This is a genomic window from Rathayibacter sp. AY1G1 (assembly GCF_002932095.1).
GTDB lineage: Bacteria > Actinomycetota > Actinomycetes > Actinomycetales > Microbacteriaceae > Rathayibacter.
Genome location: NZ_PSUZ01000041.1, coordinates 1 through 19,432, shown reverse-complemented (window position 1 = coordinate 19,432; position 19,432 = coordinate 1). Strand labels below are relative to the sequence as shown.

Sequence of the window (19,432 nt, the reverse complement as noted above, 5' to 3'; positions counted from 1 at the left end):
CGTCGCGCTCGGCGGTGCCCTGACCGGAGCGGCGCTCTTCCCCGCCGTGATCGCCGCGCCGCTGGTCGGCACGGTGCTCGACCGGGTCCGCCGCCCCCGAACCCCTGACCCGAACAGGAGCGATGACATGGACAAGTCCTGCGTCCGCCCCCTCGACCTGGACGACGCCGTCGCCCTCGTCGGCATCCTCGCCGCCCTCCAGGCCCTCCTCGACAGCGGCGGCCTCCCCCCTGAGGAGGTCGAGGCCCTGCGCCACGGCCTCGAGCAGGGCGGCGCCCTCCTCCCCGGAAGTGACGAGAACGAGATCGCGACGGCTCTGGGTGGGCTGAACGCCCGCCTGCGTGGGACCATCGGGTGATCGCGCCGCGCTCGACGTTCCCGTAGCCTTCATCCGCGCTCGTGTCGACCCCGGAGACGCGCTCCCCCGCCCGCGGGTAGCGTCCGGTCCGGTCCCGCACTCCCACGGGGTCGCTGAACCCCGAGAGCCGGAGGAGATCCGATCGTGAACGGTGACCACTTCGTCCTCTCGACCGCGACGCCGTGGGACGACCGCACCGAGATCATCGGCGTGTACGCCTCCGAGGCGTGGGCCCGCGAGGCCGCGGCCGCATGGCTCGGCTCCCCGGACCGCGAGGCGTTCCCCCGGTGCGTCATCGAGGGCTGGAGCGGCGCGCACCTCCTCGGCCGCGAGGTCGTCGAGGCCCTCGGCTTCGACGACGAGGGCGGCGACGAGTCGCTGGGCGGCCCCCGCAGCCTCTGACCTGGCGGCCTAGCCGACCCAGTGCGACGGGCGCTCGAAGTGCGACGGCAGCGTGGTCGCCGCATCCCCTCGGGCGCTGTTCACCTGCGCCTGGGTGAGGTAGACCGCCTCGGCGAGCCGCGCACCGGACACGTCCGCATCGCGAAGGTCCACCCCGAGCAGGTCGCACCGCTGCAGATTCGCACCCCGCAGATCCGCGGCGAGGAGGAGCGCGCCCCGCAGATCCGCCCCCCGCAGGTCCGCGTTCCGGAGCGATGCACCCGCCAGATCGGCACCCGGAGCGAGCCGACGGCCCCTCGACCGGCGGGCAGCCGGCGCCGCTCCTGCGCGAGCGGCCGCGCTCGCCACGATCAGGAGCGGCCGGGACGCTCCGTACTCCGCGTCGACGTCGACCGCGACCATCTGCTCCGGCTCGCCGAGGGTGTGCGCGTGCACCGCGTCGAACCGCTCGCGCAGCTCGTCGAGGAGCGGCGCGCCGACGCCGGGCAGCGCCAGAGCGGAGTCGAGGTACCAGAGCAGCTCGTGCAGGCGGCGCATCAGCGGGAACACCGCGAACATCCGCTCGCGCACGGCCGGTTCGGACCGCCAGGAGACGCCGCCGAACGTGTGCTGCGAGACCTTCTGGCCGGCGCCGAAGCAGTCGAAGACGGTGCAGCCGACGAAGCCCTGCGGCCGGAGCCGGCGGTGGATCGTGCACGCGTCCTCGCCGTCGAGGTTGACGCACGGGTCCCCGGCGCGCTTGTCGAACGGGAAGTCGGCGGAGCGGGCGAAGGCGAGGGCCACGCAGCACAGGCCGAAGCAGTTCGCGCAGTCGGCGCCGAGGTCCTCGCGGCGGCCGAGCTCGACCCTGGTGCGTGACGTCATCCGTCCGAGCCTACGCTCGGCGGCGCCTCCGGATCAGTGCGCGAGCGCGAGCACGCCGACGACCAGCACGCCGAGACCCACGATCCCGAGCAGCGAGAAGATGCTCTCCTTCCAGGAGAGGCCCGCGCGCACGACGGCGATGAGGGCGATCCCCGCGAGCGTGGCGACGTAGACGCCCGCGCCGATCCGCAGCGCGACCGTCGCGTCGATCCAGCCCAGCGCCGCGGCACCGAGCGCGAGGACCGGCAGCGACGCCGAGGCGAGCGCCCCGCCCGCGATCCGCAGCATGGTGTGCGTCTCGGAGCGCGAGGGCGCCGAGGCGTGCACGACCTGGTGCGCGATCACCTCGGCGACGAAGCCCGCGGCCGAGATCCCGATGATCGAGATCACGAGGCTCTGGAGGGCGTGGACCGCGTCGGGGTGGTCGCCGACGAGGTAGATCATCACCACGGCCAGGCCCGTGAAGGTCGCGTAGACGCGCTCCTTGAGGGCGCGGGCGATCTCGTCGAGGGGGCGGCGGGTCCGCTCCGCCCACCGGCCGGCGCGGCCCGGGCGCAGGCGCACGGGCGTCATCCGGTCGGCGGGTGCGGTGCGGCCCTCGTCGGCCGCTCCGTCAGTAGGAGGCGGAGTCGACACGTGCCGCGGAGGAGTCGCCCGAGTGCCGCGCGGCGAGGTCGCCGAGGATGGTCGCGGAGCCGCTGGTGCCGAAGCGGGTGACGCCGAGGCCGCGGTAGGCGAGGAGCGTGTCGAGGTCGCGGACGCCGCCGGACGCCTTCACCTGGACGGCCTCCGAGACGGCGCCGCGCATGAGGCGGAGGTCGTGCTCGTTTGCGCCTCCGCCCGCGAAGCCGGTGGCGGTCTTCACGAAGTCCGCGCCGGCGCGCTCGGCGGCCCGGCTGCCCTCGACGACCTGCTCGTCGTCGAGGAGGCTCGTCTCGAGGATGACCTTGACGACGTGGCCCTCGGCGGCCTCGACCACGGCGCGGACGTCGTCCTCGACGTCCTGGAGCAGGCCGCTCCGGAGGCGGCCGATGTTGACGACCATGTCGAGCTCGGACGCGCCGTCGGCGAGCGCCTGACGCGACTCCGCGACCTTCGCCGCGGTGGAGGTGGTGCCGTGAGGGAAGCCGATGACCGTGCCGACCAGGACGCCGGAGCCCTCGAGCCGGGCGACCGAGTGGGCGATGTCGGAGGGGCGGACGCAGACGCTGAACACGCCGGACGCTCGCGCCTCGTCGAGCTGGGCGTCGACCTCGGCGCGGGTGAGCTCGGGCTTCAGGATCGCGTGGTCGATGAGCGCCGCGATCTCGGCGACGGTGGGCAGGCTGGAGTCGGTCATCCGCACATTTTACGTCCGCCGGCGGGACGACGAAGGCCCGCGATCCGATGGATCACGGGCCTTCGATCGTTCACGCCGCTAGCGGCGCCGGGTCACCAGCTGGACTTGGTGATGCCGGGCAGCTCGCCGCGGTGCGCCATGTCACGGAAGCGGACACGCGAGATGCCGAACTTCGTGAGGTTGCCGCGGGGGCGGCCGTCGACGGCGTCGCGCGAGCGGACGCGGACGGGCGAGGCGTTGCGGGGGAGCTTCTGGAGGCCGACGCGGGCGGCCTCACGGGTCTCGTCGGTCCCGGCCGGGTCGACCAGGGCCTTCTTCAGCTCGAGGCGCTTGGCGGCGTAGCGGTCGACGATCACCTTGCGCTGCTCGTTGCGGGCGATCTTGCTCTTCTTGGCCATACTTAGCGCTCCTCGCGGAAGTCGACGTGCTTGCGCACTACGGGGTCGTACTTCTTGAGCACGAGACGGTCGGGGTCGTTGCGGCGGTTCTTCTTGGTCACGTAGGTGTAACCGGTGCCGGCCGTCGAACGGAGCTTGATGATCGGACGGACGTCCTGCTGCTTGGCCATTAGATCTTCACCCCGCGAGCGAGAACATCCTTGACGACGGACTCGATGCCACGGGCGTCGATGACCTTGATGCCCTTGGCCGAGAGGGTCAGGGTGACGTTACGGCGAAGCGACGGCACGTAGTACGTCTTCTTCTGCACGTTCGGGTCGAAGCGGCGCTTGGTGCGCCGGTGCGAGTGCGAGATGGCGTGCCCGAAGCCGGGGACGGCTCCGGTCACCTGGCAGACTGCTGCCATGGTTTCCTCCATGTGTGGTTACCGTGGATCACGCGCGGCACGAAGCCCCGCCCGACCCACCCAAGGTCACTTGTCGGCGCACCGCCCGCCTGTCCGGCCGGAGCCGGAGCTCCTGCCCGGTGGGCAGCACGCAAGCGCGTGCAGATGCACGCAACCTCGCTAGGCTACGCGACCCGGGCGGCGGCCGCAACAGGGTGGGAACACTGCCCGGACAGGGTGGGGACACTGCCCCGACAGGATGGGGACGCTGCCCGGACGTGCACGGGGACTTCCTGGGAGGTTCCGGCAGAAGTGGCCTCCCGTACCCCCCGAGCAGGGCGTTCGTGTACCTTGCGCCTTCCTCGCGGGTCTACGACCGCCCTACTCTGAGCCGACCGCGGGCGCCCGCTCCCGGCAGCAGCCGGGAGTAGCAGCACATGCGCCAGTCCTTCCTCCGTTCCCTCGTCGCCGCGGCCGTGCTCGTAGCGGGCGCAGGACTCAGCGTCGTGGCCGCGCCGACCGCGTCGGCGGCGCCGGTCTTCAGCACCGCGTGCTTCACCTCCCCGAAGGTCTCGACGGTGTCGCAGTACACCGTTCCCGCGACCGGGGTCTCGACGGTCCGCGCCGTCCTCAGCGGCCAGAACGGCGGGAAGGGTGCGAGCGGCCTCGGGACGGGCAACGCCGGCGGACGCGGCTCCAGCCTCGTCGTGGAGGTGCCCGTCACACCCGGGCAGGTGCTGGAGATCGGGCGCCTCACCGGCGCCCCGGCCGGAGCGGCAGGCGCCACGCGCTACGTGAACGGCGGCGTCTACGCGGGCGACTCCGGCGGCGCGGGCGGCGACGCCCAGTACCTCAGCACGGCCGGCTCGGACGGCTGTCAGCACGCCCTCGCCGTGGCGGCGGGCGGCGGAGGCGGCGGCGGGCGGTCCTCGGTCGGCGGCGACGCCGACGCCGGCAGCGGCGCGAGGGGCGGCGGGAACGGCGGCAGGAACAACGCGGCCGACGGCGGCGGCGGCGGCGCGGCCGGGCAGAGCTCGGGCGGCTCGCCCGGCGCCCGCGGCTACAGCACGTTCGGCGAGTGCGCCGACGGCAACAACGGCCAGTGGGGCGTGTTCCTCAACGACGGCAAGGGCGCCGACGCCGGCGCCTCCCGCGGCGGCGGCGGCAACTGCTCGTTCCCCGGCCACAGCGGCGGCGGCGGCGGGGCCGGCTGGTGGTACGGCGGCGGCGGCGGATCGCCCTACGTGTTCGGCAGCATGAACGACACCCTCGGCGTCATGAACGACCCCGGCGCCGGCGGCGGCGGCTCGAGCTACGTGCACCCGAGCGTGACGAGGATCTCGCAGACGGCCGGCCCGACGGCGGCCGACCCCGTGGTCGCTCCGGTGTACGACACCGCCGTGACCGTGACGCGGACCCCCGACTTCTCGATGCTCGGGCAGGAGGTCACCGTCACCGCGAAGGTGACCATCCCGAGCCTGGGCCGGCCGGTGGCCGCCGGCGGCACCGTCGAGATCCTCACCGGTGCAGGTACCAGCAGGGTGACCCTCGACGCGGACGGCGTCGGCGTTCTGACCACGAGGGACATCCCGCAGGGCTGGAACGAGATCCGCGCGCACTACCCCGACACCATCACCCCCGCCGAGGCGGGACGAGGGAGCTGGTCGGCGCTCCCCGCTCTGCGCCACGAGGTGCGCGCGTGCGCCGCGGCACCCGTCATCACCCGGCAGCCCTCGGACATCGCGGGCGTCACCAACCAGATCTACACGCTGACGATGGGCGTGAGCGTCTCGGCCGTCTACGGCGGCATCCCCGCCGTGTCGTGGGAGAGGTCCACCGACGGCGGCGCCACGTGGAAGCCCGCCCTCGGCCGGGCGGGCGCCCGGGAGGACGGGACCGCGTTCCTCGAGGCCGGCCCCGATCCCACCGGCTCCTACCGCTACCGGGCGACCCTGACCACCTGCGGGGGCAGCGTCCGCAGCGAGCCGGCCACCGTGGCGGTGGGCGGCGTGCGCTTCGACCTGTCGACGCTCCCGCAGAAGGCGTACGGCGACTCCTTCGACGCGAGCCCCTACGCGCAGGCCGTCGATGTGCCCGGCCGCTCGATCGTCCTGAGCAGCAGGACCGCCGAGACCTGCTCCGTCAGCGGCATGAGGGTGACCGTGCTCCACGCCGGCGTCTGCACGCTCGCGGCGAGGCTCGACGCGCTCGCTCCTCTGGGCTGGGCGGGCGAGCCCCTGCAGAGCTTCACGGCGAAGCCGAAGGCGCTCACGGTCACCGCTCCGACGGTCGACTACCCGCGAGGCGCGCCGTCCCCCGACCTGCGCTGCACGGCCGCCTTCGTCGGCTCCGACACCTTCGGCGCCCCGCTCACGGCCGGCGTCTACCGGCCGATCGTCACGGCGGACGACGTCATCTACCGCTTGATCCCGAACTGGCCCACCTCCACCTTCACCACCTTCACCACGCGGTGCAGCGGCGCGAAGGTCAGCAGCGACTACACGATCGCGGGGTACAAGGACGGCGCGCTGCGCATCGTCGCGGCTGTCCCGATGGTGACCGCCTCCTCGCCCTCATCGACCTACGGATCCACTCCCCCCGCGATCACCGCCTCCGTGACCGGCTCCCCCTCGGGGACCGTCTCCTGCGGCGCCTTCGCGGCGTCCGACACCGGATTCAGGACGCCGCTGGCGCTCTCCGCGACGACCCCCGTCGGCCGCTACCCCACGCGCTGCTCCGGCCTGACGAACCCCTCGGGACAGCTGATCACCATCGACGGCGCGCTCACGATCTCGCCGGCGCCCCTCACGGTGACTGCGTCGAGCCCCGGGACGCAGGCGCACGGCACCGCGACCGCCCCGACGGTCACCTGCACGGCCGACGGCTTCGCTGGAACCGACCGCTTCGTCACCGAGCCGACCGGCGCCTACTACACGGCGGACGGCACCGGGAAGGTGACGGTCGGAGCGCGCACGCCCGTCGGCGACTACGTCACCAGGTGCGACGGAGGCGATGCGGGGCCGAACTACACCCTCCGGTCGATCCCCGGCACCTTCGCGCTGGCCGACCGCTCTGCCCCCGTCGTGACCGTGCCCGCCGCCGTCACGGCCGAGCCGGTCGACGTCTCCGGCGCCGTCGTCACCTTCGCGTCCTCCGCGCAGGACGCGGTCGACGGAGCCGTGGGCTCGACCTGCACGCCCGCCTCGGGAAGCGTCTTCCCGATCGGGGACACGACGGTCGACTGCACCGCGGACGACGAGGCCGGCAACACCGGCACGTCCTCGTTCCGGATCACGGTCCGGAAGTTCTCGCAGACGGTCGCCTTCACCTCCTCGCGGCCGACCGCGCCGACGGCGCTGGGCACCTTCACCCCGACGGCCACCGGCGGCGGCTCCGGGAGCCCCGTCTCGATCGGAGCGACCGGATCCTGCGCGATCGCCGACGGCGTCGTGACCTTCACGCGCGGCGGCACCTGCACCGTGACCGCCGATCAGGCCGGCGACGACCACTACACCGCGGGGCGCGCCTCCTTCGATCTCGAGGTCGCGAAGGCGTCGCAGACGCTGACGGTCGCGGTGCCGAAGACCGGCGTCCTGGAGTCGACCGGCGTCGCCACGGCGACCTCGAGCTCGGGACTGCCGGTGCTCGTCAGGACCTTCTTCGGCTGCACCGTCGCCCCCGACGCGACGGGTGCGCAGATCCTGACCTACACCGAGCCCTCGACCTGCGGCGTGCAGTTCGACCAGCCGGGCGACGACGTGTACGCGGCCGCCGACGGCCTGGTGCGCTTCGTCCCGATCTCGCGGATCCCCCAGACGGTCGTCGTCACCTCGACTCCGCCCGACCGGGTGTTCACCGACGACCGGTACACGGTCGAGGCGACCGGCGGCGGCTCGGGCAACCCGCTCGTGATCGCGGTGATCGAGAACGGCAACTGCACCATCGCGGACGACGTGGTGACGTTCTTCGGCGACGGCACCTGCACGGTGACGATCGACCAGGCCGCGGACGATCGACACGACGCCGCTCCGCAGGTCCGGCAGGTCATCACGGTCGGGACTCCCGAGGGGAACCTCTCCTTCGGGAGCACCGCGCCCCCGCACGCGATGTCGCTCGAGACGTACCGGCCGACGATCGTGCGCGGCCCGTCGAAGGGCGTGCCCGTGCTCTCCGCGAGCCGAGACTGCTCGATCCTCCCGGACGGAGTGACCGTGCGGAACGACGGGGCCGGGCTCTGCGTGCTGTCCCTCGACCAGCCCGGAGACGGCTACTGGCCCGCGCGGCACGCCGAGCAGGAGTACTCGATCTACTTCCTCCCGCAGACGGTCCGGATCACGAGCGCGCCTCCGGTCGGCGCCGTCCTCGGAGACACCTACCGCCCGGTGATCGAGGGCGGCGCCTCGGGCATCGCTCCGTTCCTCCTCACCACCGCGTCGTGCTCGGCGAAGGACGGCGTGGTCACCTTCACCACGAAGGGTGTCTGCGGCGTCTTCGCCTACCAGAACGGCAACCGGCAGTACGACAGTGCCCGGCCCGCCGTGCAGGAGGTGGAGGTCGGCTACGCGCCCGGCTCCGTGGCGTTCACGACCGCCGTCCCGACCGACGCGAAGGTGGGCGGATCCTTCACTCCCGCCTTCACGCGCGGACCGTCCTCCGGCCCCTCGGTGCTCAGCGTCTCGGGCGCCTGCTCGGACGGCGAGAACGGCGCCGTCCGGTTCGACTCCGCGGGCACCTGCACGCTGACGGCGATCCACTACCGCGACGCCACCTACGGCACCGCGCGGGCGGTCCAGACCTTCGAGATCACCGCGATCGCGCAGACCGTCGCCTTCACCTCGACCGCGCCGTCGACGGCCACGTCCGGCGACAGGCTCACTCCGACCGCGACGGGCGGCGCCTCCGGGCTCCCCGTGACGATCGGAGCGACCGGCGCCTGCACGCTCGCCGACGGCGTCGTCACCTTCGCCGGCAGCGGCACCTGCACCGTCACGGCGGACCAGGCGGGCGACGGGCGCTACGCGGCGGCGGCGCAGGCCTCGCAGACCGTCGCGGTCTCGCAGCTCGCGGGCACCGTCGCGTTCGGCGGCGATGCTCCGGCCGAGGCCCGGGTCGGGGGCTCCTCGACGGCCGCGGTCGTCGCCGGCCCCTCCAGTGCTCCCCCGGTGCTGACGGCCTCCGGCGCCTGCTCCGTCGGGCCCTTCCGACTGGTCTCCTACGACTCCGCCGGCACCTGCACGCTGACGCTGGACCAGGCGGGCGACTCCCGCCACAGCGCAGCGCCGACGGCGGTGCGCAGCTTCGAGATCACCCGGACCGCGCAGACCGTGGCCTTCACCTCGCAGGCGCCGGACTCGGCGCTCGCGGGCGGCACCTACCGCCCGACCGCGACCGGCGGGGCCTCGGGGCGGCCCGTGGTGCTCGGCGCCTCCGGGTCCTGCACGCTCACCAACGGGGTCGTCTCCTTCACCGGATCGGGCACCTGCACGGTGACCGCCGACCAGACGGGCGACGCCCGGTACGACGCGGCGGAGCGGGCCTCGCAGGTGATCGCGGTCGGACTGCTCGCGGGCACCGTCTCCTTCGGCGGCACCGCGCCGACCGGTGCGACGGTCGGCGGGACGACCACCCCGCGGATCGTCGCCGGACCCTCCACCGCGCGTCCGGTGCTGACCGCCTCCGGAGCATGCTCGGCGGCCGCAGGAGTCGTGTCCCACGACTCCGTCGGCACCTGCACGCTGACGCTCGACCAGGCGGGCGACTCGCGGTACGGCGCCGCTCCGCAGGCCGTCCGCACCTTCGCGATCGGCGCCCTCGGCCAGACGCTGGCGTTCGCCTCGCCGGTCCCCGACGCGGCGGTCGCGGGGGGCTCCTACACGCCCGTCGTGACGGCCGGCGCGTCGAGCGCCCCCGTGGTGCTCGGAGCGGCCGGGTCCTGCACGGTCGCGGACGGCGTGGTGACCTTCACCCGCTCCGGCACCTGCACGGTGACCGCGGACCAGGCCGGGGACGAGCGTCACTCGGCGGCTCCGCGGATCTCGCAGTCGGTGGAGGTCGGCACGGCGGCGGGAGCGGTGTCGTTCCGCGACGCCGCTCCGACGGACGCCCGGATCGGCGGCTCCTGGACCCCGTCGATCGTCCGCGGCCCGTCGAGCGCCGACCCGGTGCTCGACGCCTCCGACTCCTGCTCGCTGGGAGAGGACGGCACGGTGTCCTACGACTCCGTCGGCACCTGCACGCTGACGCTGGACCAGGCCGGCGACGACGCTCACGCGCCCGCGGAGCAGGTCGTCCGGACCTTCCCGATCGGCAAGGCGCTGCAGACCGTCGCCTTCACCTCCGCGGCTCCGAGCACGGCGACCGCGGGCGGCCGCTACACGCCGACCGCGGCGGGCGGCTCCTCCGACCTGCCGGTCACGATCGGCGCCACGGGCGCGTGCTCGCTCGCGAGCGGCGTCGTGACCTTCAGCGGATCCGGCACCTGCACGGTCACCGCGGATCAGGCCGGCGACGCCTCGCACGACGCGGCTCCCCGGGCGACCCAGTCGATCGCGGTCGCCGCGGTCGTCCCCCAGAAGAAGAAGGCGCAGAAGGTCGCCTTCTCGACCACGATGCCGTCCTCGCCCGAGAAGGGGATCGCCTACCCGGTCGCGGCCACCGCCTCCTCCGGTCTGCCCGTGAAGCTGTACGCGAGCGGCAGCTGCACGCTGACCGCCACCGGCGCGGGCACGGCGACGGTGCGGCTGACGGGCGCGGCGAGCTGCACCGTCCGGGCCACGCAGGCGGGCGACTCCGCGTGGCTCGCCGCGACCTCGGTGACGCAGTCGCTGCAGGTGAAGTCCTCCACCCGCGCCGACCTGACGCTGACGCTGGCGCCGGCGCCGGGACTGGCGGCGACGGCCCCGCTCTCGGGCACGATCACCGTCCGGAACACCGGCACCCGGGACGCGGCGACGACGACCACCCGAGTCGTCGTCAGCGGAACGGTGGCGAGTGCGCCCGGCGCCGTGCAGACGAAGGGCTCGGCCGCGGGCACGACGGTCCTCACCTGGACCGCGCCGAGCGTCTCGGCCGGGCGGAGCACCACCTACTCGGTGACGCTCGTCGACCGGCCGGCCGCCACGACGATCGACGCCAGGGTGTCGACCGCCGCCGCCGATCCCACGCCGGCGAACAACGCGGTCAGGCGCACCTTCCGGTAGAGGCTGCGGGGAGGGAGGGGTGTCGCGCCGCGTTGCCCGCTCCCTCCCCGACCGCTACGGTCGCGGGGACGCTCCGGGGGACGGGGCTCGCGAGGGGGGCCCGTGGACCGGTTGAGGCGACGCGCGCTGCTGCTGGGGATCGCCTCCTCGGCGGTCGCGCTGACGGGGTGCACGCCCGCCCGGCCCGCTCCCGCGGCGCTCCCGCCGAGCACGGCGCCGGCGGCGGTGCTGCCGTCCGCCGCGCCGACGGCCGTCCCGACCCCTCCCCGCCCCGTGCCGACCATGACCGCCGCGGCGACTCCGGTGCGGCGGAAGGCGCCGCTGCCCTCCGGCACGATCTCGGAGCTGCCCGGCGAGGGGAGCACGCTCGCCTGGACCGTCGACGACGGCGCGGACTCCGACGTGGTCGCCGCCTACGCGCAGTTCGCCCGCGACACCGGCACCCGGCTGACCTTCTTCCTCAACGGGAAGTACGACTCGTGGACCGTGAACGCGCCGCTGCTGGCTCCGCTCGTCGCCTCGGGGCAGGTGCAGCTCGCGAACCACACCTGGTCGCACGCCGACCTGACGAGCCTCTCGAGCGACGGCGTGCAGGAGGAGCTGGGCCGCAACGGCGACTTCATCCGCTCGACCTACGGGGTGGAGGCGGCGCCCTTCTACCGGCCGCCGTTCGGCTACACGGACGAGCGGAGCCGGGCCGCCGCGTCGGCGATCGGCTACACGGCGACGGTGCTCTGGTACGGCTCGCTCTCGGACTCCGGGCGGATCACGCCGGAGCAGGTGGTCGGCTTCGCGGACCAGTGGTTCCTGCCGCAGCACATCGTGATCGGGCACGCGAACTTCGATCCTGTGACGCAGGTCTACGCGCGGCTCGTCGACATCCTCCGCGAGCGCTCGCTCGAGACGGTGACCCTCCGCGACGTGTTCGCGGTCTGAGCGCCTCCCCGCCGACGTTGGTCAGCGCGCGGGTCAGCGCGCGGGTCAGCGCAGCGCGGGTCAGCGCGCGGGTCAGCGCAGCGCAGGTCAGCGCGCGGGTCAGCGGAGCGCGGCGCGCGCGGCAGCGGAGACGGCCGCGGCGACCGCGTCGAGGGCGGGCGTGTGCAGGGCCCACTGCTGCCAGTAGAGGGGGACGTCGACGGGGTCGCCGCCCAGCTCGACCAGGCCCTCGCCGCCGACCGGGGCCTGCAGCTCGGGCAGCATCCCCCACCCCATGCCCAGGCGCACGGCCCGCTCGAAGTCGGTCGATCCGGGGACGCGGTGCTGCGGCGGGCGGCCCTCGACGCCGGCGGCTCGGAGGAAGTCGTCCTGCAGGCGGTCCTTCTCGTCGAAGACGACCAGCGGAGCGCTCGCGAGACCGGCCGTGCCGCCGTCCGGGAACCAGCGCTCGGCGAACGCAGGCGAGGCCATGGCGCGGTACCGCATCACTCCGAGCGGCGCGACGGTGCAGCCGAGCACCGCCTCCGACTCTCCGGTGACGGCCGCCAGCACGGTGCCGTCGCGGAGGAACGCGGTGGTGTGCGCCTGGTCCTCGCGGTGCAGCTCCACCACGACGTCGGGGACGGAGGCGAGCGCGGGCAGCACCCAGGTGGCCAGGGAGTCGGCGTTGACGGCGAGCGGGAGGACGACGGGGCCCGCCCCCTCCGCGTCCTCGCCGCCGAGCGAGCGGACGGCGTCGTCGGCGAGGAGCTCGATCTGGCGGGCGAGGCGGAGGAGCCCCGCACCGGCCTCGGTCGCGACGACCGGGCGCGAGCGCACCAGCAGGACGCGGCCTGCGGCGGTCTCGAGCGCCTTGATCCGCTGGCTGAGGGCGGAGGGGGTGATGTGCAGGGCCCGGGCGGCGGCGTCGAAGGAGCCGTACCGGACGGAGGCGGCGAGCGCGCGCAGGCGGGAGAGGTCGAGGTCGTCCGTCAGCATCAGTGCTGCTTACGGTACTGAAGGAGCATGAGCTGGTCTACAGGAGCGCCCCGCCCTAGCGTCGGAGCGTGTCCCCCCTCCTCGCCGCCCTCTCCGGCCTCGGCTTCGGCCTCTCGCTCATCATCGCGATCGGCGCGCAGAACGCCTTCGTGCTCCGCCAGGGCCTCCGCCGCGAGCACGTGCCCGCCGTCGTCGCGATCTGCGCGCTCTGCGACGCCGCGCTGATCGCGCTCGGGATCGCGGGGATCGGAGCGGTCCTGGAGTCGGCGCCGTGGCTGCTGGTGGTGATCCGCTGGGGCGGCATCGCCTTCCTCCTCGCCTACGCGGTGATGGCGGCGAGGCGCGCACTGCGGCCGGGGACCCTCGACGGCGATCCGGCCGACGCCTCGACGTCGCTCCGCACGGCGATCGGCACGTGCCTGGCGCTCACGCTGCTCAACCCGCACGTCTACCTCGACACGGTCGTGCTGCTCGGGTCGGTGGCGAACACGCACGGCGACGAGCGCTGGTGGTTCGGGGCGGGGGCGGCGGCCGGGAGCGTGCTGTGGTTCACCGCTCTCGGCTTCGGGGCGCGGGCGCTGCGGCCGCTGTTCCGGAGCCGCGGGGCCTGGCGGATCCTCGACGCGGCCGTGGCGGTCGTGATGGTGGTGCTGGCGGTGTCGCTCGCGCTGCACTGAGGGCCTGGTGGTGCACTGCTTGTTCTACTAACATTGTGAACATGTTATTCCGGGTCGACCACTCCGCGGCGGGCTCGCTCGCCGACCAGCTGGAGTCGCAGGTGCGCTCGGCCGTCGCCCGGGGCGAGCTCTCGGCGGGCGACCGCCTGCCGCCCGCCCGCGAGCTCGCCGACTCGCTCGGCATCAACATGCACACCGTGCTGCGCGCGTACGCCGCCCTGCGCGACGACGGGATCCTCCAGATGCGTCGGGGCCGCGGCGCGTGGATCACGGAATCGGCCGGGCCCGGGCTCGTGCGCGTCACCGCCCTGGTCGACGAGCTGCTCGCGGAGGCCCGCCGCAGCGGCATCACCCCGGCGGAGCTCGTCCGCCTGATCGAGAGGACCGGATCATGACCGCCACCGCCGACCGCCGCCGCGAGCTCCTCGCCGCCGCGTCCCTCCTGCTCCCCGCCGCCGGAGTGCTCGTCTCGCGCCTCGTCCTGGACGACGTGCTGCCCGCGGAGCTCGCCTCGCACTGGTCGGGGACCGGGGCGGCCGATGCGACCGCGTCGACGGGCGCCCTGCTCGCGATCGCCCTCGTGCTCTCCGGGCTCCCGGCCGTCGCGGGCCTCGTAGCGGCGGCCGTCGGGCGCGCCCCGCGGCTCCTGCTGGCGACCCTCGGCCTCGTGGCCGGGCTGGGCGCCTCCGCCTGGGCGACCTCGGTCGGCACGACGCTCGCGGCCGGGCGCGCCGAGGGGGCGGAGCTCGGCGGGTGGCTGCTCGCGCTGCTCGGGGGGATGCTCTTCGCCGTCGTGCCCGCGCTGATCGCTCCGGGCACCCGGCGCGCCTCCCGCCTCGCCGCCGGCCGCCTGCCGCTCGCGGCGGAGGAGGCCGGCGCCTGGTCGCAGACGCTGACGGGCCCGGTGTTCGCCGTCGCCGCGGTCGCCACGGCGGCGGGCGCGGCCCTCTCCCTCGCGACGCTCGCCGCGGCGGGCGCCACCGGTCCGGCGATCGCGACGGCCGTCGTCCTCGGCGTCGTCGCGCTGGTGCTCCTCTCCTTCTCCCGCCTGAGGGTGACCGCCGACCGCCGCGGCCTCCGCGTCGTCACGACCGCCCTCGGCATCCCGCTGCGCCGCATCCCGCTCGACACGATCGCCTCGGCCGGCACGGCCCAGCTGCGGCCGTCGGAGTGGGGCGGCTGGGGGTACCGGGTGATGCCGGGCCGCTCGGCGGTCATCCTGCACGCCGGGCCGGGGCTGGTGGTGACGACGGACCGCTCGCGCGAGTTCGCGGTCAGCCTCGACGACCCCGAGACCCCCGCGGCGCTGCTCGAGACCCTGCGCTCGCGGGCCTGAGGCGCCGACCCGTCAGTCGACCACGATCCGGACGAGCGTCGTGACGGCATCCACCGCGTTCACGTAGGAGTAGTGCCGCGAGGTCGGGAAGGCGAGGTGCCGTCCGGGCTCCAGCCGCACGGGCTCCTCGCCCTCCCGCTCCAGGAGGAGCGCGCCGGCGGTGACGAGCAGGATCTCGTGCCACCCCTCGGGGTCGGGCTGCGCGTCGTAGCGGTCCCCGGGGCCGAGCGTCCAGGTCCAGAGCTGGGCCTCCCGGCGCGCGGGGACGGAGGAGAGCAGGACGGCGACGCTCGCCTCGCCCGCTCCCCGCCAGGCGACCTGGTCGATCGCCGCGGGCGCGGATCCCGGGGCCGAGACGAGTGCCGTGAACGTGGTGCCGAGGGCGGTCGCGAGGCGGTCGACTCCGGTCAGCGAGATGTTGGCCTCGCCGGCCTCGGCCGCGACGATCGTCCGCCGGCTGATGCCCGAGCGCGCCGCCAGCGCGGACTGGCTCAGTCCGGCTCCGCGCCGCGCGAGACGGAGGTTGCCGCCCAGGTGGGCGAGGACGGGAGCCGACATGCGCACTATTCTGCACCGACAGGCCCCTGATGCTCCTAGGATGTGCAGAATGATGCACATCTCGCCTCTCCGGGGCCTCCGCTTCACGCGTCCGGAGTGGGCGCTCATCGGCATCACCGCGATCTGGGGCGGTACCTTCCTCGCCGTGCACATCGCGATGGAGCACAGTGGGCCGCTGTTCTTCGTCGGGATGCGGTTCGCCATCGCGGGGCTGATCAGCGCGGTCGTGTTCCACCGGTCGCTCCGGGGGATGCGGCGGATCGACCTCGCGGCCGGCGTCGCGATCGGGGTGATGATCTTCGCGGGCTACGGCCTGCAGAGCTACGGGCTGCAGACGATCCCGAGCAGCACCTCCGCGTTCCTGACCGCGCTGTACGTGCCGCTGGTGCCGCTGCTCCAGTGGGTCGTGTTCCGTCGCCGTCCGGGCGTGCTGACGCTGGTGGGCGTCGCGCTGGCGTTCGTCGGACTGCTCCTGATCGCGGGCCCGCAGCCGGGCGTCGCGCTCGGAGCGGGCGAGGTGGCGACGATCGTGAGCACGCTGCCGATCGCGGCGGAGATCATCCTGATCGGCCTCGTCGCCGGACGCGTGGACCTCGGCCGGGTGACCGTGGTGCAGCTGCTGGTCGCCGGCGCGCTCGGGTTCGCCTCGATGCCCGTCGCAGGCGAGGCGGTCCCGGCGTTCTCGTGGGCCTGGCTGATCCCCGCGCTCGCGCTCGGGGCGAGCAGCTGCCTGATCCAGCTGACGATGAACTGGGCTCAGCGCTCGGTCTCGCCGTCGCGCGCCACGATCATCTACTCCGCCGAGCCCGTCTGGGCCGGTCTGATCGGCCGCCTCGCCGGCGACCGGCTCCCCGCGCTCGCCCTGCTCGGGGCGGGGTTCATCGTCGCGGGCACGCTCGTCAGCGAGCTGAAGCCGCGCCGCGAGCCCGCGCCGCCGGCTCTCAGGTGACGGCGGGGAGGGCGGCGGAGGCGACGAGCGCGCCGCCGGCGTCGGTGATCTCGACGGCGGCGACGGACTCGCGCAGGACGGCCGCGTTCATCTCGCAGTCGAGCTCCGCGGAGCTGCCGAGGAAGGAGCCGGACGGGAGCCGCTCGCCGGAGCCGGTGACCAGCACGAGGTCGTAGCTCTCGCCGAGCGCGAAGCCTGTCCCGCGGAGGATCGTCTCGGTGCCCCAGGTGTGCGCGACCAGCGAGCCGTCGAGCGTCACGCCCTCCGTCCGCTCGTCGAAGGCGATCGCCTCGACGGCGCCGAGCGTCCCGGGCGGTCCCGCGACGGGGCGCTCCTCGGCGGACCGCAGGGCCGCTCCGGCGACGCCGCCCGCGACGAGGAGCGCGGCCGCCGCGGCGACGGCCAGGACGGCACGGCGGCGCGAGGCACGCAGACTCTCCCCGCGCTCGGGCCGCTCCCCGGCGAGCGCCGCGACGCGCGACCGCAGCTCCGGCGACGGCTCCGCCTCCTCCCAGCGGCCCAGCGCGCCGACCCGGTCGACCACCGCGCCGAACGACGCGAGCTCGGGGTCGATCGAGGGGTCGGCGGCGCGCAGGCTCTCGAACTCCCGCGTCTCCTCGGCGGAGAGGTCGCCGGCGAGGGCCGCGGCGAGGAGCTCCTCGCGGCGGCCGCCGGGCTCGTCTCCGTCGGGCTGGTCTCGGTCGATCACGATCTCTCCTCGTCGGTGGGTCCGGCGCTCGCGAGGTGACCGCGGAGCGCTCGGAGAGCGTAGAAGGCGCGGCTGCGCAGGGTGGCGACCGGCACGCTCGTGGCGGCCGACAGCTCGGCGTAGGTCTCGCCGTTCAGGTGGACGGCGACGACGACCTGCCGGTGCTCGGCGGAGAGCCGCGCGAGCGCCTCGGCGATCGCGAGCGGCTCGAGGGGGTCGCGGTCCTCCGCGGGCACCTCCTCCAGAATCTCGGCCTCGACCAGGCGCGGCAGGCGCCGGCGCGAGCGGTGCACGTCGATGACGACGTTGCGGGCGATGGCGAAGAGCCAGGTGCGGGTGCTGGCGCGCTCGGCGGAGTAGCTCGCCCGCGAGCGCCAGGCGCGCAGGAACGTCTCCTGCACGCAGTCCTCAGCGAGGCCGCGGTCGCGCAGGGCGTTGAGCGCGAAGCCGAGCAGGGCGGACCCGTGCTCGTCGAAGGCGGCGGCCGGGTCGAACTCCGCCGTCCGGGGCTCGAGGCGCACCACCGGAGCCGGGACCTCCGAGTGCTCGCGCGGCATCGCGGGCCCTTCGTCTCGTCGTGCCGTCGCCGTGCGCGCCACACCGCCTCCTCGTCGGGACCGGTGGTCCGTCGGAAGGGGGTACGGCCGCGGCGGCGGCGGCGTTCATCGGAGGCGAGGACCGTCTCCGTGAAGATCCTCTCAGATGGAGTGAACGCAGCGCCGCTTCCGGCCGTACTCCCTGCATCGGGCCCGCTCGGCGCTCGCGATCGAAAGGCTCCACCATGACGAAGACGTCCCCCGCGCGGAACCGCGCCGGCCGCCGCCTGCTCTCCCTCGGCGGCATCACCGCCGTCGCCGCCGCCTACTTCTTCGCCGCCGCGCCGGCCCAGGCCGAGACCGAGGTCGCCGAGCCGTCCTCGTTCACCAGCGCCTTCACGGTGATGGCGACGCCCGACCAGGTCGTGAACGCCGATTCCGCCGCGACCCCCGGCCAGCCCGGCGCCACGGGCGAGATGACCTTCCGGGTCAACAGCGACCTCGACGTCATCTGCTACGACATCACCCTCACCGGTGTGACCGGCGACTACCAGAGCCCCGCGAAGACCGCGACGCACATCCACCAGGCGGCGCTGGGCAAGGCGGGCCCGCCGCGCATCGCGTTCCCGAACCCGGCCCCGGTCGGAGACGGCCCCCGCACCAGCAGCGGCTGCCTGCAGGGCCCCTTCACCACGGGCATCCAGGCGAACGGGGCCGACACCGGCGCCGGATTCACGCTGAAGGCCCTCGAGGCCGATCCCGCCGCCTTCGCGGGCGACTCCCACACGGCCTCGTATGCGGCTGGCGTCGTCCGCGGCCAGCTCTCGCAGGTGCCGGTCGGCGGCCTCCAGACCGGTGGCGGCGCGACCGCCGCCGGGAGCGACGCCACGGGCCCGTCCGGTCTCGCCGCGATGGCCGGCCTCGGAGCCGTCGTCGCCCTCGGCGCGGCCGGAGTGGTCGTCGCCCGCCGGCGCACCGCCTCCTGATCGTGGGCACCCGGTCGAGGAGCGGCGCGGCGGCACTGTGCGCCGTGCTGCTCCTCGCGGGGTGCGCCGCCGCGGACGGGAGCGGAGGAGCGGAGACGCCCGCGAGCGCGCCCGCGCCTCCGGCCCTCGCTTCTGCTCCCCCGGTCACTCCTCCCCCGGTCCCCGTGCCCGACCCCGCCGCTGCGGCGCCCGCGCGCACCGTCGGCGTCGAGCCCGCCCGGCTGAGCGTGCCCGCGATGGGCCTGGACGAGCCGCTGATCGCGCTGGGCATCCAGTCGGACGGGACGATGGAGGTGCCGGTGGACTACGACGACGTCGGCTGGTTCTCGGGAGGCGGGCGCCCGGGTGGCAGCGGCCGCACCGTGATCGCGGCGCACGTCGACTCGCGGTCCGGTCCCGCGGTCTTCTTCCGCCTCGGCGAGCTCGCCCCGGGCGATGAGATCGCGGTGAGCGGAGTGGACGGCTCCGACCACCGCTACCGGGTGACGGCGGTCGAGTCCCACGCCAAGGCCGCGTTCCCCACCGCCCGCGTCTTCGGCGCGACCCTCGAGGAGGAGCTGATCCTCGTGACCTGCGGAGGCGAGTACGACACGGCGATCGGCCGCTACCGGGACAACCTGGTGGTGTTCGCCTCCCCGCTCTGAGGCCCGCCACGGAGGCGCGGCACAGAGGGGCGGCACGACCGCCCGGCATCGTGGCGCGGAACGGTGGCGCAGAGCACAGCACGAGTGCCCCGCCGGCGCAAGGGTCCGGGCGCGCGCACGCCGTGTGGTCGGATGGGGAGGGCCGGCCCCCCGCCGCCGCTCCCCTCCCGCTCCCCAC

At 74.6% G+C, this 19,432-nt stretch carries 20 protein-coding genes; 10 read left to right on the top strand and 10 right to left on the bottom strand.

Annotated elements, in window-relative coordinates; all coding sequences use genetic code 11:
- Nucleotides 1–358 (top strand): hypothetical protein (locus C5C36_RS17800; RefSeq protein WP_181127787.1); only part of this gene is annotated, 358 nt, incomplete at its 5' end.
- Between the two features lie 144 nt (nt 359–502).
- On the top strand, nt 503–760 hold the full coding sequence (locus tag C5C36_RS16535; protein WP_104238985.1) for a hypothetical protein: 258 nt from the start codon (nt 503–505) through the stop codon (nt 758–760).
- Nucleotides 761–769: 9 nt separating this feature from the next.
- Here the strand turns inward: C5C36_RS16535 and C5C36_RS16530 are convergent, their stop codons facing one another.
- The 6 genes from C5C36_RS16530 to rpmB all read right to left on the bottom strand — a co-directional run bounded on the left by C5C36_RS16530 (nt 770) and on the right by rpmB (nt 3,767).
- Nucleotides 770–1,624, bottom strand: a complete 855-nt coding sequence (locus C5C36_RS16530) for a pentapeptide repeat-containing protein (protein ID WP_104310069.1) — start codon at nt 1,622–1,624, stop codon at nt 770–772.
- 33 nt (nt 1,625–1,657) lie between these two features.
- The gene (locus tag C5C36_RS16525; RefSeq protein WP_146082969.1) at nt 1,658–2,260 is read right to left on the bottom strand and encodes a hypothetical protein; all 603 of its coding nucleotides are present in this window, start codon (nt 2,258–2,260) and stop codon (nt 1,658–1,660) included.
- Complete coding sequence (gene deoC / locus C5C36_RS16520; RefSeq protein WP_181027245.1) at nt 2,238–2,963, bottom strand: deoxyribose-phosphate aldolase; 726 nt, start codon at nt 2,961–2,963, stop codon at nt 2,238–2,240. Before deoC ends, C5C36_RS16525 begins: the two co-directional genes overlap by 23 nt.
- Nucleotides 2,964–3,055: 92 nt before the next feature.
- Nucleotides 3,056–3,361, bottom strand: coding sequence for a 30S ribosomal protein S14 (gene rpsN, locus C5C36_RS16515; protein ID WP_104225107.1), 306 nt, complete (start codon nt 3,359–3,361; stop codon nt 3,056–3,058).
- A gap of 2 nt (nt 3,362–3,363) precedes the next feature.
- Nucleotides 3,364–3,531 (bottom strand): 50S ribosomal protein L33, encoded by a 168-nt coding sequence (gene rpmG / locus C5C36_RS16510; RefSeq protein WP_027692168.1) that lies wholly within the window; start codon nt 3,529–3,531, stop codon nt 3,364–3,366.
- Nucleotides 3,531–3,767, bottom strand: coding sequence for a 50S ribosomal protein L28 (gene rpmB, locus C5C36_RS16505; protein ID WP_056038148.1), 237 nt, complete (start codon nt 3,765–3,767; stop codon nt 3,531–3,533). The genes rpmG and rpmB overlap by 1 nt, the downstream gene beginning before the upstream one ends.
- Nucleotides 3,768–4,183: 416 nt before the next feature.
- On the opposite strand from rpmB, the gene C5C36_RS16495 reads away from it, so the two are divergent.
- Together C5C36_RS16495 and C5C36_RS16490 are read left to right on the top strand one after the other, a co-directional pair.
- Nucleotides 4,184–10,945: an HYR domain-containing protein gene (locus C5C36_RS16495; RefSeq protein WP_146085362.1), complete on the top strand. Its 6,762-nt coding sequence runs from the start codon at nt 4,184–4,186 to the stop codon at nt 10,943–10,945.
- 102 nt (nt 10,946–11,047) lie between these two features.
- On the top strand, nt 11,048–11,881 hold the full coding sequence (locus C5C36_RS16490; RefSeq protein WP_219812674.1) for a polysaccharide deacetylase family protein: 834 nt from the start codon (nt 11,048–11,050) through the stop codon (nt 11,879–11,881).
- 99 nt (nt 11,882–11,980) lie between these two features.
- On the opposite strand, the gene C5C36_RS16485 is transcribed toward C5C36_RS16490, so the two are convergent.
- Nucleotides 11,981–12,859, bottom strand: a complete 879-nt coding sequence (locus C5C36_RS16485) for a LysR family transcriptional regulator ArgP (protein ID WP_104269515.1) — start codon at nt 12,857–12,859, stop codon at nt 11,981–11,983.
- A 68-nt stretch (nt 12,860–12,927) separates the two neighbouring features.
- Here C5C36_RS16485 and C5C36_RS16480 point away from each other — a divergent pair, with 68 nt between their 5' ends.
- Genes C5C36_RS16480 through C5C36_RS16470 form a run of 3 tightly spaced genes read left to right on the top strand, consistent with a single transcriptional unit; the run spans nt 12,928 to nt 14,872 of the window.
- A complete protein-coding gene (locus C5C36_RS16480) occupies nt 12,928–13,536 on the top strand; it encodes a LysE/ArgO family amino acid transporter (RefSeq protein WP_104310067.1) in 609 nt (202 codons plus the stop codon).
- Nucleotides 13,537–13,577: 41 nt separating this feature from the next.
- On the top strand, nt 13,578–13,931 hold the full coding sequence (locus tag C5C36_RS16475) for a GntR family transcriptional regulator (RefSeq protein WP_104225158.1): 354 nt from the start codon (nt 13,578–13,580) through the stop codon (nt 13,929–13,931).
- Nucleotides 13,928–14,872: a hypothetical protein gene (locus tag C5C36_RS16470; RefSeq protein ID WP_104310066.1), complete on the top strand. Its 945-nt coding sequence runs from the start codon at nt 13,928–13,930 to the stop codon at nt 14,870–14,872. Before C5C36_RS16475 ends, C5C36_RS16470 begins: the two co-directional genes overlap by 4 nt.
- A 12-nt stretch (nt 14,873–14,884) precedes the next feature.
- Here C5C36_RS16470 and C5C36_RS16465 read toward each other — a convergent pair whose 3' ends face one another.
- The gene (locus tag C5C36_RS16465) at nt 14,885–15,430 is read right to left on the bottom strand and encodes a helix-turn-helix domain-containing protein (protein ID WP_104227343.1); all 546 of its coding nucleotides are present in this window, start codon (nt 15,428–15,430) and stop codon (nt 14,885–14,887) included.
- A gap of 49 nt (nt 15,431–15,479) precedes the next feature.
- Here C5C36_RS16465 and C5C36_RS16460 point away from each other — a divergent pair, with 49 nt between their 5' ends.
- On the top strand, nt 15,480–16,379 hold the full coding sequence (locus tag C5C36_RS16460; protein ID WP_258072326.1) for a DMT family transporter: 900 nt from the start codon (nt 15,480–15,482) through the stop codon (nt 16,377–16,379).
- Here C5C36_RS16460 and C5C36_RS16455 read toward each other — a convergent pair.
- Both C5C36_RS16455 and C5C36_RS16450 read right to left on the bottom strand, forming a co-directional pair.
- Nucleotides 16,372–17,088: a hypothetical protein gene (locus C5C36_RS16455; RefSeq protein ID WP_104310065.1), complete on the bottom strand. Its 717-nt coding sequence runs from the start codon at nt 17,086–17,088 to the stop codon at nt 16,372–16,374. The genes C5C36_RS16460 and C5C36_RS16455 overlap by 8 nt on opposite strands.
- Nucleotides 17,085–17,645, bottom strand: coding sequence for a sigma-70 family RNA polymerase sigma factor (locus C5C36_RS16450; RefSeq protein ID WP_104261336.1), 561 nt, complete (start codon nt 17,643–17,645; stop codon nt 17,085–17,087). The genes C5C36_RS16455 and C5C36_RS16450 overlap by 4 nt, the downstream gene beginning before the upstream one ends.
- 224 nt (nt 17,646–17,869) lie before the next feature.
- Between C5C36_RS16450 and C5C36_RS16445 the strand changes: the two genes are divergently transcribed.
- Both C5C36_RS16445 and C5C36_RS17920 read left to right on the top strand, forming a co-directional pair.
- A complete protein-coding gene (locus C5C36_RS16445; RefSeq protein WP_104310064.1) occupies nt 17,870–18,610 on the top strand; it encodes a CHRD domain-containing protein in 741 nt (246 codons plus the stop codon).
- A 164-nt stretch (nt 18,611–18,774) separates the two neighbouring features.
- Nucleotides 18,775–19,254 (top strand): class F sortase, encoded by a 480-nt coding sequence (locus tag C5C36_RS17920; protein ID WP_258072325.1) that lies wholly within the window; start codon nt 18,775–18,777, stop codon nt 19,252–19,254.
- The last annotated feature ends 178 nt before the right edge of the window (nt 19,255–19,432 follow it).